This window comes from Streptomyces sp. NPDC005899, from assembly GCF_040629645.1.
Classification (GTDB): domain Bacteria; phylum Actinomycetota; class Actinomycetes; order Streptomycetales; family Streptomycetaceae; genus Streptomyces.
Genome location: NZ_JBEXWB010000038.1, coordinates 18,541 through 32,144 on the forward strand (window position 1 = coordinate 18,541; position 13,604 = coordinate 32,144).

Sequence of the window (13,604 nt, forward strand, 5' to 3'; positions counted from 1 at the left end):
CGCGAGAACCCAGGAGCCATGAACAAGCCCACGAAGCAGATCCACCTGGCTGCCCACTTTCCCGGCGTCAACAACACCACCGTCTGGAGCGACCCACGGGCCGGCAGCCACATAGAGTTCAGCTCCTTCACGCACTTCGCCCGGACCGCCGAACGCGCCAGGTTCGACTTCCTGTTCCTCGCCGAAGGCCTCAGACTGCGCGAACAGGGCGGCAAGATCTACGACTCGGACGTCGTCGGACGTCCCGACACCTTCACCGTCCTCGCCGCGCTCGCCGCCGTCACCGAGCACCTCGGCCTGACCGGCACCATCAACTCCACCTTCAACGAGCCCTACGAGGTCGCCCGCCAGTTCGCGAGCCTGGACCACCTCTCCGGCGGCCGCGCGGCCTGGAACGTCGTCACCTCCTGGGACGCCTTCACCGGCGAGAACTTCCGTCGCGGCGGCTTCCTGCCTCGGGAGGAGCGGTACTCCCGCGCCAAGGAGTTCCTGGCGACGGCCAACGAGCTCTTCGACTCCTGGCACGGCGACGAGATCCTCGCCGACCAGGAGACCGGCCGGTTCCTGTCGGACGCCAAGGCCGGCGCCTTCGAGCACACCGGCCGGCACTTCGACATCCACGGCCGGTTCAACGTCCCGCGATCACCGCAGGGCCGCCCCGTCATCTTCCAGGCCGGCGACTCCGACGAGGGCCGCGAGTTCGCCGCCGCCGAAGCGGACGCCATCTTCAGCCGGTACGGCACCCTGGAAGCCGGCCGGGCCTTCTACACCGACGTCAAGAACCGCCTGGCCACGTACGGCCGTGACCGCGATCAGCTGCTCATCCTGCCCGCCGCGACCTTCGCCCTCGCCGACACCGACGCCGAGGCCGAGGAACTCGCCCACGAGGTACGCCGGCACCAGGTCAGCGGCGCCACGGCGCTGAAACACCTGGAGTTCGTCTGGAACCGCGACCTGTCCGCCTACGACCCGGACGGCCCGCTTCCCGACATCGACCCGGACATCGGTGAGGACCACATCTCCCAGGGCCGCGCCCAGGTCCGGATGTACCGGGACCCGCTGGCCACCGCCCGTGAGTGGCGCGAACTGGCCGCGGCCAACAAATGGTCCATCCGCGACCTCGTCATCCACACCGGTAACCGGCAGAACCTCGTCGGCTCCCCGGCCACCATCGCCCGGACCATCGACGGTCTCGTCCAGGCCGACGCCTGCGACGGCTTCATCCTCGTCCCGCACCTCACCCCGACCGGCCTCGACGGGTTCGCCGACAAGGTCGTCCCCCTGTTGCAGGAACGCGGCGTGTTCCGCACCGAGTACGAGGGCACGACCCTGCGCGACCACCTCGGCCTGAGCCATCCGGACCGCGCCGGAGCCGAGCGGGTCGCGTCATGAGGTTCATCGCCATCACCCTGATCGTGCACCGCCCGGACCCCGTCACCGGAGCACAGAAGCCGACACAGGACCGCTTCCGCGAGGTGCTCGCCAACGCCCTGCTCGCCGAGGAACTGGGCTTCGACGGCTTCGGCGTCGGTGAGAGGCACGAGCGGCCGTTCCTCTCCTCCTCCCCGACCGTCGTACTCAGCCACATAGCGGCGCTCACCCGGCGCATCCGCCTCTTCACCGCCGTGACCACCCTGAGCCTGCTCGACCCGGTCCGCGCCTACGAGGACTACGCCACCCTGGACCACCTGTCCGAAGGCCGGCTGGACCTCATCATCGGCAAGGGCAACGGCACCGCCCAGCGCGAGTTGTTCGACGTCGCGCCCGAGGACCAGTGGGACCGCAACGCCGAGAGCTACGAGGTCTTCCGGCAGATATGGCGCCAGGACAAGGTGACCGCGGCGACCCGCTTCCGTCCTCCGCTGACGGACGCCGAGGTCTGGCCGCGCCCCTACCAGCGGCCCGTACGGGTCTGGCACGGCAGCGCCACCAGCAAGGAGTCGGTCGACCTCGCCGCCCGCTACGGCGACCCCCTGTTCTCCGCGAACGTCACCCATCCGATCGAGCCGTACGCCGAGCTGATCCGCCACTACCGCGAACGCTGGGAGCACTACGGCCACGACCCGGCCCGCATCGCGATCGGCGCCGGCACGGCGGGCCTGTGCGTGGCGCCCACCTCCCAGCAGGCGCTCGCCGCCTACCGGCCGGTCTTCGAGGCCAACCTCGCCTTCGCCCGGCAGAGCGGACTGCCCGTGGTGTTCGACACCCTGGAGGACTTCGCCGAACGCAGCTCCGCGCTCATCGGCAGTCCCGAACAGGTCATCGACAAGGTGCACCGCTACCACGAGCGGTTCGGGCACACCGCGCTCCACGTCCACGCGGACGCGGGCGGCCTCACCGACACGCAGCACCGCCGACAGCTGGAACTGTTCCAGTCCGCGGTGGCCCCCGTGCTGCGCAAGGACATCCCGGACCCGCCGTTCACGTGGGGCCCGGTACTGCCGGCCTCACCGACCACTCGCACAGAAGAAGGGCCGGCCCGTGCCTGACATCCCCCTCGGCGTCCTCGACCTGGTCCCCATCTCCTCCGGGTCCACGGCGGCGGACGCCCTGCACCACTCCATCGACCTCGCCCGGCGGGCCGAGCAACTGGGCTACGCCCGCTACTGGTTCGCCGAGCACCACCTCAACCCGGGTGTGGCGGGCACGTCCCCGGCGGTCGTCCTGGCCCTGACCGCCGCGGCCACCTCCACGATCCGGCTCGGCTCCGGGGCCGTCCAGCTCGGACACCGGACCGCCCTGTCCACCGTCGAGGAGTTCGGTCTCATCGACGCCCTGCACCCCGGCCGCCTCGACCTGGGCCTGGGCCGCTCCGGTGGGCGCCCGCCGGGAAAGCGCGCGACGGCCCCGGAGGCCACCCCCGAGGCCACCCCGGAGGCGGCCGGCCGCGCCCCCAACGGCCTGCTCATCCCACCCCCCTTCTCCTTCGCGCGCCTGCTCGGCTCGCCCCGCGTCGCCCTGCAGCGCAAGCTGCTCATGCTGCCGAACGCCGAGTCCCAGGACTACGCCGAGCAGGTCGACGACATCCTCGCCCTGCTGGCCGGCACCTACCGCTCGGCGGAGGGCCTCGAAGCACACGCCGTGCCGGGCGAGGGCGCCGACGTCGACGTGTGGATCCTGGGCAGCAGCGGCGGCACGAGCGCGGAGGTCGCGGGGGCCCGCGGGCTGCGGTTCACCGCGAACTACCACGTCAGCCCCGCCACGGTCCTCGAGGCGGTGGAGGGCTACCGCTCCTTCTTCAAGCCCTCCGCGTTCCTGGACCGGCCCTACGTCAGCGTCTCGGCCGACGTCGTCGTCGCCGAGAACGACGCGACCGCCCGGGAACTGGCCACCGGTTACGACCTGTGGGTGCGCAGCATCCGTACCGCCGAGGGCGCCATCGCCTACCCGACACCCCACCGTGCGCGCGCCCACGCGTGGAGCGACGAGGACCGCGAGCTCGTGCGGGACCGCGTCGACACGCGGTTCGTGGGCTCACCGGGCCGGGTCGCGGACCACCTGGAGCAGCTCCAGGAGGCCACCGGCGCGGACGAGTTGCTGATCACGACGATCACACACGGACACGCGGACCGGGTCCGCTCCTACGAACTGCTCGCGGAGGAATGGCGGCGCCGGGGCCACTCCTCCGGAACGCCGGGACGGACAGTCGCCGAGCCCGGGCAGGAGAGGTTCGGCGACGTCGAGGCGCATGCGCGGTGACGGCGGCCGGCCCGGCCGGCGCACCCGGGCGACGGCCGCCGACAGGGTCCGGGGCGTCCGCGCCCCGCCGCTCCGGCGGATTCCCGACGACACCGAAAGCCGGCAGTACCGTCGCCCCCCGCTCCATCGACACAACCGGACCGCGGCACGGCGAGCGGTTCCGCCAGGAGGCCGCCCGTGCCCGACGTGTCCGCACTGTTCGACGCGCACGACAGGAGACCGCGACCAGGCCGTACCGGAAGTGGGGAGAAGACTGTCACAGCCTTGTGAACGCAGAAGCCGGGCGTGTGAAATCAGGCTGGGTGTTCTTGACCGGCCGAACATCGCGCTGCTTTGATCGAGGACATGAAGCGACACGAGCTCACGCGGCGACGCCACGTCGACCTCGCGCGTGTCTGCAGCTGTCGCTGTCGGGCCTGAGCGCACCGAGGGAAACCCTCGCATCCGCGCCCTGCACCCCTCCTCCCTTCCGCGCACTCCGGTCCCGGCTCGCATCCCCCTGTGACGGCGGACGTCCGGGACCACCGCCGCAGCGCCTCCGCACTCCGGAAGGCTCTTCGCACGCTCTCGCTCAGCATTCGCCGGCCAGGAGTCTCCCCATGCCCGAATTCCCCGGAACCGATCCCGTCCGCTTCGCCTACTGGGTGCCGAACGTCAGCGGCGGCCTCGTCACCAGCACCATCGAGCAGCGCACCGACTGGGGCTACGACTACAACCGCGAACTGGCGGTGCTCGCGGAGGACAACGGCTTCGACTACGCCCTCAGCCAGGTCCGCTACATGGCCGGCTACGGCGCCGAGTACCAGCACGAGTCGACCGGCTTCAGCCTCGCCCTGCTCCTCGCCACCCGGCGGTTGAAGCTCATCGCCGCCGTCCACCCCGGCCTGTGGCACCCGGGCGTCCTGGCCAAGTTCGGCGCCACCGCCGACCACCTGTCGGGCGGCCGCTTCGCCGTCAATGTCGTCAGCGGCTGGTTCAAGGGGGAGTTCACGGCGCTCGGCGAGCCCTGGCTCGAGCACGACGAGCGCTACCGCCGCGCCGAGGAGTTCATCACGGCACTGCGCCGCATCTGGACCGAGGACCACGTCGAACTCGCCGGTGACTTCTACCGGCTGCGGGACTTCTCCCTCAAGCCGAAGCCGCTCAACACCCCCGAGCGCCCGCACCCGGAGATCTTCCAGGGAGGCAACTCCACCGCCGCCCGCGCCATGGCCGGCCGCGTCTCCGACTGGTACTTCAGCAACGGCAAGGACTTCGACGGCGTCACCGAACAGATCACCGACGTCCGCGCCTCCGCCACCCGAGCGGGCCGCACCGCACCGAAGTTCGGGCTCAACGGCTTCCTCATCGCCCGCGACACCGAGGCCGAGGCCCGCGAGACGCTCCGCGAGATCGTCGCCAAGGCCGACACACCCGCCGTCCACGGCTTCCAGGAGGCCGTCCGCCAGGCCGGGCAGTCCACCGCGGACGGCAAGGGCATGTGGCAGGACTCCGGTTTCGAGGACCTCGTGCAGTACAACGACGGCTTCCGCACCGGCCTCATCGGCACGCCCGAGCAGATCGCCGAGCGGATCGTCGCCTACAAGCGGCTCGGCGTCGACCTCTTCCTCCTCGGTTTCCTGCACTACCTGGAGGAGGTCGAGTACTTCGGCAGGCGGGTGCTGCCCCTGGTGCGCGAACTGGAGGCCCAGCAGACCGAGACCGAACCGTCGGCCGCACACGTCTGACCTACCCGTACGAAAGGAAGAAGCCGATGAGCACCGTCGCACGCACCGACTGGCAGACCGTCCCCCCGCCGAAGGACGCGCAGGGCTGGATCACCCGCGCCTCGGAGGTCGCCGCCGTCCTCGCCACCGACGCCGCGGACCGGGACAAGGCCGGCGCCACCCCCTACGACGAGGTCCGGCTCCTGAAGGAATCCGGCCTGGTCACCCTGCTCGGACCCGTCGAGCACGGTGGGGGAGGCCAGGACTGGCCCACCGCCTACCGCGTCGTCCGCGAGATCGCCGAGGCGGACGGCTCCATCGGCCAGCTGCTCGGCTACCACTACCTGTGGAACTGGGCCGCCCGCCTGGTCGGCACCCGCGAGCAGTGGGAGCACGTCGAGGCCGAAGCCGCACGCAACCGCTGGTTCTTCGGCGGCGCCGTCAACCCCCGCGACAGCGACGTGGTCGTGCGCGACGAGGGGGACACCCTCGCCTTCACCGGACGCAAGACCTTCTCCACCGGCAGCAAGGTCTCCGACGTCACCGTGCTCGAAGGCGTCCTGGAGGGCACCGACGACCACGTCTTCGCCATCGTCCCCTCCGACAGCGCGGGCCTGACCTTCCACGACGACTGGGACAACATCGGGCAGCGCCTCACCGAGAGCGGCGGCGTCAGCCTCGACGCCGTACGCGTCCCCTGGTCGGACGCGGCCGGATACGTGGACAAGCGGTTCACGCCCCGGGTGTACAACACGCTCAACGTGCCGACGATCCAGCTCGTCTTCGTCAGCTTCTACCTCGGCATCGCGGCCGGCGCCCTGGAGACCGCTGCCACCTACACCCGCGCCAAGGCCCGCCCGTGGCTGCACGGCGGTCACGACCAGGCCGTCGACGAGCCGTACGTCATCGACACCTACGGCGACCTCACCGCCAAGCTGTGGGCCGCCGAGGCGCTGGCCGACGCGGTGGCCGCGGAGGGCCAGAAGCTGCACGAGGACCCCGACGCTGTCACCGAGCAGGCCCGGGGCGAGTTCGAGGTGCGGGTGGCCGCGGCCAAGGCCCGCGCCACCGACGTCGCCCTGGAGATCACCAACCGCATCTTTGAGGTGACCGGGGCCCGTGCCACCGCCTCCGCCGAAGGCCTCGACCGCTTCTGGCGCAACGTCCGCACCCACACGCTCCACGACCCCGTCGCCTACAAGCGCCGCGAGGTCGGCCGGCACGTCCTGACCGGCGAACTGCCGCAGCCCACCTGGTACTCCTGAAGGGTCCCCCATGGCCACGATCCTGTCCGTCTCCGGCAGCCCCTCCGCCACTTCCCGCACCGCACGCCTCCTGCGCCACCTGGACCGGCGGCTCGTCGCGCAGGGGCACGAGGTGATCCCCCTGGACGTCCGCGACCTGCCCGCCGAAGCCCTGCTCGGCGCGGATATCCGACACCCGGCGATCGTGCGGGCCACGGCGCTGGTCGAGCGGGCCGACGGCCTCGTGGTCGGCACCCCGGTCTACAAGGCCGCCTACTCCGGCCTGCTGAAGTCGCTCCTCGACCTGCTCCCGCAGTACGCGCTGACCGGTAAGACGGTCCTCCCGCTGGCCACCGGAGGATCCCCCGCACACGTGCTGGCCATCGACTACGCGCTGCGCCCCGTACTCAGTTCCATGGGCGCGACCCACATAGTCCCCGGCTGGTTCACCCTCGACAGGGACATCACGACCGGCGACGACGGCACCCTGACCGTCGCCCCCGGCTCGGCGGAGGCCCTGGCGCAGGTCACGGACCGTTTCTCCGTCGCCCTGGGCGGCCGCACGACCGCACTGGCCGTCACAGCGTGAGCGCGGCACACCTGATCGCCGACGACGATGAGGCGCTCGCCGTCGCCGCGTCACTCGCCGCGGATTTCCGCGGGGACGCCGCCGAGCGGGACGCCCGCCGCCGGCTGCCGCACGAGGAGGTGGGGCGGCTCTCGGCGTCCGGCCTGCTGGCGGTGTCGGTTCCCGGCCGAGTTCGGCGGCGCCGACGTCGGCGCCGCCACACTCGCCGAGGTCTTCCGGCTGCTGGCCGCCGCCGACGCCAGCCTCGCGCAGATCCCGCAGAGCCACTTCGTGTACGTCAACGTGCTCAAGCAGCAGGGGACGCACGAGCAGCGCACGTTCTTCTTCGGCGAGGTGCTGGCCGGAAGGCGGTTCGGCAACGCCCAGTCCGAGGCGGGCACCACCCACGTACAGGACATCCGCACCCGGCTCGTGCCGCAGCCGGACGGTTCGTACGTCCTCGACGGAGTCAAGCACTACTCCACCGGTGCCCTCTTCGCCGACTGGATCCCCGTTCTCGCCCGCGCCGAGGACGACACACTGCACGTGGCGTACGTGCCGCGGGACGCTCCGGGACTCACCGTGGTCGACGACTGGGACGGCATGGGCCAACGCACCACCGCCAGCGGCACCGTCCGTCTGGAGGCGGTTCCCGTCCCCGCCGACCGGGTCGTCCCGCACCACCTCACCTTCCGAGGGCCGCAGCTCCACGGTGCCCTGGCCCAGTTGCTGCACGCCGCCATCGACACCGGGATCGCCTCGGGCGCGCTGGCCGAGGCGGTGGAGTTCGTCCGGACCAGGAGCCGTCCGTGGTTCGAGAGCGTCGAGGAGGGGCACGCCACCGCGACCGAGGACCCGCTGCTGATCCAGCGGTTCGGTGAACTGGCGATCCGGTTCCGGGCGGCGGAGGCGCTGCTCCGGGAGGCCGCACGCGCGGTCGACACCGCCCGCGCCCACCTGACCGACGACTCGGCCGCGGCGGCCTCGATCGCCGTGGCCACCGCCAAGGTGACCGCGGCGGAGGCGGCCGTGGAGCTCGGCAGCGCGCTCTTCGAGGTCGCCGGGACGCGCTCGGCGCTCGACTCCCTGGGGCTGCACCGCCATTGGCGGGACGCCCGCACCCACTCCCTGCACGACCCGGCCCGCTGGAAGGTCCAGCACATCGGCCGTTACGTGCTGAACGGCACCCGGCCGTCCCGGCACGGACTTCTCTGACGCCCCCCGCGCATCCGATCGGAGCTCCCGCGTGTCCCTCACCTTCCACTGGTTCCTGCCCACCAACGGCGACAGCCGCCATGTCGTCGGCGGCGGCCACGGCACCCCGGCGACCGCCTCCGGCCGCGACCGGCCGCCGACGGTCGGTTACCTGAGCCAGATCGCCCGTGCCGCCGAGGACCTCGGTTTCGCCGGCGCCCTCACCCCGACCGGCGCCTGGTGCGAGGACGCGTGGCTGACCACCGCCATGGTCGCCCAGCACACCGAACGCCTGAAGTTCCTCGTCGCCTTCCGGCCCGGCTTCGTCTCCCCGACGCTCGCCGCGCAGATGGCGTCCACCTTCCAGCGGCAGACGGGCGGCCGCCTGCTGCTCAACGTCGTCACCGGTGGCGAGAGCCACGAGCAGCGCGCCTACGGGGACTTCCTCGACAAGGACGCGCGCTACCGCCGAACCGGTGAGTTCCTCGAGGTGGTACGGAAGTTGTGGACCGGCGATACCGTCGACCTGCACGGCGAGCACCTGCGGATCGAGGACGCACGCCTGGCGCGGGTGCCCGACCCGGTGCCCGAGGTCTACTTCGGCGGCTCCTCGCCGATCGCCGGCCAGGTCGCCGCCCGGCACGCCGACGTGTACCTCACCTGGGGCGAGCCGCCCGCGCAGGTGGCCGAGAAGGTCGCCTGGGTACGGGGGCTGGCGGCGAGTGAGGGGCGTACCCTCCGCTTCGGCATCCGGCTGCACGTCATCGCCCGGGACACGTCCGAGCAGGCCTGGGCGGAGGCGAACCGGCTGCTGGACGGGTTCGCCCCGGAAACCGTGGCATCGGTGCAGGCCGGGCTGGCCCGCAGCGAGTCGGAGGGGCAGCGGCGCATGCTCGCCCTGCACGGCGGCGGCAACCGCGACGGGCTGGAGATCCACCCCAACCTGTGGGCCGGTATCGGTCTGGTGCGCGGCGGCGCGGGCACAGCCCTGGTCGGCAGCCACGACGAGGTCGCCGACAGGATCGAGGAGTACGCGGCCCTGGGCATAGGGGAGTTCGTGCTCTCCGGCTACCCGCACCTGGAGGAGGCCTACTGGTTCGGCGAGGGCGTCCTGCCCAGGCTGCAGGCGCGAGGACTCTGGCGACACCCGTTCGAGCGGTCGGCGGCCGCTTCCGCTCAGGTGCCGTTCGCCGGCGCGGGGCGCCCGTGAACGCGTCCTCCGGCTGTCGGGGAGCGGAGTCCTGACGTCAGGGCCCCGCGGCCACGACACCGCGAAGTCCTCCGTGGCCGCCGAAGCGGAAGTGTGCCTGTCGCCGGAACGGGAGCGCGTACACGGCTCGGCGCTACTTTCGCGCTCACCCGACGATTCATGCGCCGGACGGCGAACCGATCGACGTCATGACCGTGTGCATCCCCTCCAGCCGGTCATCATGGGACCGGGGTGGTCCCGGACTCGTCGTGGCCTGGACCGCCCCGCGGGGCGCCGATCCCCGGTGACGGACCGATTCCACAGACCCCGGAGCCCCCATGGACAGCGACCCCGCAGACCTGACCGCCCGTGCGATCGCGGCCATCCGTGACCGCCTCGCGGTGTTCCACCCCGCCCGCGGTGCGCTGACGTCCGATCTGGAGGCGGCCCGGCACGGAGACCCGGAGATCGCGATCGACGACGCCAGCCAGGTCTTGCAGTACTTCGGCACCCCGATCCGGGCGGACGAATTCCGGGCCCTGCACGCTGCCGCCACACACTTCTCCATGGCGGACTTCCTGGAGGGCATCGTTGTCCTCCCACCCGGCGAAGGGCCCTCGGCGCACATCTGAACCATGGAGGGCCCGGAGGCCGCCGGCCTCGGACGGCGAGGCCGTCACGGGGTGGGGATCCCGGGTCGCCGGACCCCGGCTGTGACCGGCGTCGGCCGGCCCGCGCGCTGGTCACCTCCTGGTCCGACGCAGCCGGCGGCGTGCACATGGCGCTCATCCCGATGTTCGCCGGTCACGTCCTGTTTCCTCGCCCGCGTGCGGGCCGGCACTGCCACCACCCCGTCCCACCACCCCGTCCTTGCCCGAAACCGGCCGCGGCTGCCGTTCTCGCCGTCCTGGTGGTCGGAGAACGCCTCCCCGCGACCGCCGGGACGGGCATCCTCCTCGTCATCAGCTGTCCCGCCGTCCTCGCCACCCCCGCAGTCACCCGCCGCTCACCCGACCTGCGGAACCCGCCAGGTCCTGTCGGGCAACGTGATCCAGATCCCCCCGCCTGGGCGACCTCGGAAGGCTGTTGCTCCTGTGCCCCGGTGCGGCAAGGACGGGGACGTCCGTAGCTGTGCAACCACGTAATACGTTGCGGAACGCAGGATGGATGGGCCCGAAAACCCTTTTCACCCGATCAGGGCCGCGACCAATCCGCTCGGCGGGCAGATCCGGATTCCCTGTGTGACGGACGACGAGAAGGATCAGCGAGTACGGCCGGGCCTGCCCCGTCCGGCGCTGGGTGCGTTGAGTGGGGCGCTGGCCGGCTTCGCGGCGCTGGCGGTGGCCGAACTGGTCGCGGCGGCGGTGCGTCCGCAGTCCAGTCCGGTCATCGCGGTGGGCGGTGCGTCCATCGACGCGACGCCCGCCGCGGTCAAGGACTGGGCCATCCGTCACTTCGGCACGAACGACAAGCTGGTGCTGCAGCTCGGCATCCTGGCCGTGCTGGCCGTGCTGGCGCTCGTGTCGGGTGCGCTGGCGGTGCGGTTCCAGCGAGTCGGAACCGCTGGGGTGCTTCTCCTCGGGGGCATCGGGGCGGCGGCCGCCACCACCCGGCCCGACTCCACCGGCTTCACCGACGCACTGCCCTCCGTGCTGGGGGCGGTCGCAGGGGCGCTGTTCCTGCACGTTCTGGTGGGCCGCCTCACCGCGCCTGCCCGAGCGAAGGCGGGGGAGCCCGGCACTACGAGCGGGGAAGCGGCCGGTCCGTCCCCCGCAGGGTGGGACCGGCGGGGTTTCGTGCTGGCCGCCGTCTCCGCCGCAGCGGCTTCGGCAGCGGTGGGCGGGGTCGGCCGGTCACTGAACGCCTCCCACGGCAAGGACGCCGTAGCCTCACGTGACAAGGTCGTACTGCCCGATCCGGGGTCGCCGGCGCACCCGGTACCGAAGAGGGCCGGGGTGCGCGTGGCCGGAACCAGCCCCTTCGTCACCCCGAACACGTCTTTCTACCGGGTGGACACCGCACTGGTGGTGCCCAAGGTGGACGCCACGGCCTGGCGGATGCGGATTCACGGCAGGGGGGTGCGCCGTCCGGCCGCCTACTCCTTCGACGACCTGTTGCGCCGTGAGCTGATCGCGCGGGACATCACCCTGACCTGTGTCTCGAACGAGGTCGGCGGCCCGTACGTGGGCAATGCCCGCTGGACCGGCGTGCGGCTGGCCGATCTGCTCGCCGAGTGCGGGGTGAAGCCTCCGCCCCGGGGCGGCCGGGCGGACCAGCTGGTGGCCCGCTCGGTGGACGGCATGACGATCGGAACCCCGGTCGAGGACGTCATGGACGGCCGGGACGCGATGCTCGCCCTCGGCATGAACGGCGAACCGCTCCCCTTCGAACACGGCTTCCCCGTCCGGATGGTCGTCCCCGGCCTGTACGGTTTCGTGTCGGCCTGCAAGTGGATCGAGGACATCGAGCTCACCACCTTCGCCTCCTACGACCCGTACTGGGTCAAGCGCGGCTGGGCCCGCAAGGCGCCGATCAAGACCCAGTCGCGCATCGACACCCCCAAGCCGTTCGCCCGGCCCGAGGCCGGCACGGTGATGTTGGCCGGGGTCGCCTGGGCCCAGCACCGCGGCATCGACACGGTCGAGGTCCGCATCGACGACGGCCGCTGGCAGGAAGCCCACCTGGCCGCCGAGGACACCCGGGACACCTGGCGCCAGTGGTCGCTTCCCTGGAAGGCCACCAAGGGCAGCCACACCCTCACGGTGCGTGCCACCGACCGCACCGGCACCGTGCAGACCGACAGACGCACCCGCACCGTGCCCGACGGCGCAAGCGGATGGCACTCCGTGGTCGTCACCGTCGAGTGACCACCGGGCGCTCGTGAGGGCCCCGGCCCCTTCCCCCCTTGAACCGCTCCTCCCATGACCCGCAACCCCGCAGACGCAGCTCAGTGCTGCACCGTCCAGTAGGAGAACATGATGAGCACCCGTATCCGCCGTACCGCCGGTCTTCTCGCCGTTGCCGCCGTTCTGCCCCTGGCTCTGACCGCCTGTTCCGACGACGACGACTCGGGCCGGTCGGACTCTTCCGGCAAGGTGTCGGCCCCGGCCACCGAGAGCGACGACACGAGCGATGCGAGCACCGACGCGAGCAGCGTGGACCAGCCTTTCGGTCCCGCGTGTTCCTCGGTGCCGCAGGACGGTGCCGGCTCCTTCGACGGCATGGCCAAGGACCCGGTGGCCACCGCCGCCTCGAACAACCCGGCGCTGTCCACCCTGGTGACCGCGGTGAAGAAGGCCGGCCTGGTCGACACCCTCAACAACGCGCAGGACATCACGGTGTTCGCGCCCACCAACGACGCCTTCGCGAAGATCCCGAAGGAGACCCTGGACAAGGTCCTCAACGACAAGGCCCAGCTGACGAAGATCCTCACGTATCACGTCGTCGGCCAGAAGCTCACGCCCGAGGCCCTGGAGAACGGCTCCTTCGACACGCTGGAGAAGTCGAAGGTGACGACCTCCGGATCGGGCGAGTCCTACACGGTCAACGACTCCGCCGAGGTCGTCTGCGGGAACGTCAGGACTGCCAACGCCAACGTCTACATCATCGACACCGTCCTGATGCCCAAGAGCTGACACTCCTACGTGGCGGCTGGGGAAGCACGCCTGGCCGGTCGCTCCGACGAGGAGCGACCGGGGGGCGCGCGTCCCCCCGTGCTGCGTGGCACCCGCCGGCCGTCCACCGGGCGGAGTTCGGCGGGTGCCCATGCTCAGGGCCGGTCCGTGAGGCGGAAACGCCTCCGGGCCGGCCCTGAGCAGCCCTCACCTACGGGGGAAAAAAGAGAACCGTGCAACACGGTGTGGGGGGCCCGGGGGCGGGGGGGGGGGGGGGTGGGTGGGGTGGCGGGCTCTCGGCCGGGGGTTTGGCGGGGGGGGGGGTGTGGGTGGGGGCCCGGGGGGTGGGCGCCCCCCCCCCGCGACCGGGGGAGGTCGAGTCTCAGTTCC

The 13,604-nt window shown here is 71.8% G+C and carries 10 protein-coding genes and 1 pseudogene; all 11 read left to right on the forward strand.

Annotation, left to right across the window (positions count from 1 at the left end; translation table 11 throughout):
• Positions 1-18 precede the first annotated feature (18 nt).
• The 11 genes and pseudogenes from ABZ371_RS07785 (at position 19) to ABZ371_RS07835 (ending at position 13,235) form a co-directional block, all read left to right on the forward strand.
• Complete coding sequence (locus ABZ371_RS07785) at positions 19-1,392, forward strand: NtaA/DmoA family FMN-dependent monooxygenase (protein WP_358675034.1); 1,374 nt, start codon at positions 19-21, stop codon at positions 1,390-1,392.
• Positions 1,389-2,489, forward strand: coding sequence for an LLM class flavin-dependent oxidoreductase (locus ABZ371_RS07790; RefSeq protein ID WP_358675037.1), 1,101 nt, complete (start codon positions 1,389-1,391; stop codon positions 2,487-2,489). The genes ABZ371_RS07785 and ABZ371_RS07790 overlap by 4 nt, the downstream gene beginning before the upstream one ends.
• Positions 2,482-3,699 (forward strand): LLM class flavin-dependent oxidoreductase, encoded by a 1,218-nt coding sequence (locus ABZ371_RS07795; protein ID WP_358675040.1) that lies wholly within the window; start codon positions 2,482-2,484, stop codon positions 3,697-3,699. The genes ABZ371_RS07790 and ABZ371_RS07795 overlap by 8 nt, the downstream gene beginning before the upstream one ends.
• Before the next feature lie 599 nt (positions 3,700-4,298).
• A complete protein-coding gene (gene sfnG, locus ABZ371_RS07800; RefSeq protein ID WP_358675043.1) occupies positions 4,299-5,426 on the forward strand; it encodes a dimethylsulfone monooxygenase SfnG in 1,128 nt (375 codons plus the stop codon).
• 26 nt (positions 5,427-5,452) lie between these two features.
• Entirely contained in the window at positions 5,453-6,670 is a 1,218-nt protein-coding gene (locus tag ABZ371_RS07805; RefSeq protein ID WP_358675045.1) for an acyl-CoA dehydrogenase family protein, read from the forward strand.
• 10 nt (positions 6,671-6,680) lie between these two features.
• On the forward strand, positions 6,681-7,238 hold the full coding sequence (gene ssuE / locus ABZ371_RS07810) for an NADPH-dependent FMN reductase (protein WP_358675048.1): 558 nt from the start codon (positions 6,681-6,683) through the stop codon (positions 7,236-7,238).
• A pseudogene (locus ABZ371_RS07815) lies at positions 7,235-8,432 on the forward strand (SfnB family sulfur acquisition oxidoreductase). The gene ssuE and the pseudogene ABZ371_RS07815 overlap by 4 nt, the downstream one beginning before the upstream one ends.
• A gap of 31 nt (positions 8,433-8,463) precedes the next feature.
• Positions 8,464-9,621 carry an LLM class flavin-dependent oxidoreductase gene (locus tag ABZ371_RS07820; RefSeq protein WP_358675051.1) on the forward strand — a complete coding sequence of 386 codons (1,158 nt, stop codon included), beginning with the start codon at positions 8,464-8,466 and terminating at the stop codon, positions 9,619-9,621.
• Between the two features lie 317 nt (positions 9,622-9,938).
• Positions 9,939-10,232, forward strand: coding sequence for a hypothetical protein (locus tag ABZ371_RS07825; RefSeq protein WP_358675054.1), 294 nt, complete (start codon positions 9,939-9,941; stop codon positions 10,230-10,232).
• A gap of 609 nt (positions 10,233-10,841) precedes the next feature.
• Entirely contained in the window at positions 10,842-12,467 is a 1,626-nt protein-coding gene (locus tag ABZ371_RS07830; protein WP_358675063.1) for a molybdopterin-dependent oxidoreductase, read from the forward strand.
• A gap of 111 nt (positions 12,468-12,578) precedes the next feature.
• Positions 12,579-13,235 carry a fasciclin domain-containing protein gene (locus tag ABZ371_RS07835; protein WP_358675057.1) on the forward strand — a complete coding sequence of 219 codons (657 nt, stop codon included), beginning with the start codon at positions 12,579-12,581 and terminating at the stop codon, positions 13,233-13,235.
• Positions 13,236-13,604 lie beyond the last annotated feature (369 nt).

Coding starts and splice junctions, on each gene's coding strand:
- ABZ371_RS07785 (WP_358675034.1), top strand. CDS start 19: ATGAACAAGCCCACGAAGCAGATCCACCTGGCTGCCCACTTTCCCGGC.
- ABZ371_RS07790 (WP_358675037.1), top strand. CDS start 1,389: ATGAGGTTCATCGCCATCACCCTGATCGTGCACCGCCCGGACCCCGTC.
- sfnG (WP_358675043.1), top strand. CDS start 4,299: ATGCCCGAATTCCCCGGAACCGATCCCGTCCGCTTCGCCTACTGGGTG.
- ABZ371_RS07805 (WP_358675045.1), top strand. CDS start 5,453: ATGAGCACCGTCGCACGCACCGACTGGCAGACCGTCCCCCCGCCGAAG.
- ssuE (WP_358675048.1), top strand. CDS start 6,681: ATGGCCACGATCCTGTCCGTCTCCGGCAGCCCCTCCGCCACTTCCCGC.
- ABZ371_RS07825 (WP_358675054.1), top strand. CDS start 9,939: ATGGACAGCGACCCCGCAGACCTGACCGCCCGTGCGATCGCGGCCATC.
- ABZ371_RS07835 (WP_358675057.1), top strand. CDS start 12,579: ATGAGCACCCGTATCCGCCGTACCGCCGGTCTTCTCGCCGTTGCCGCC.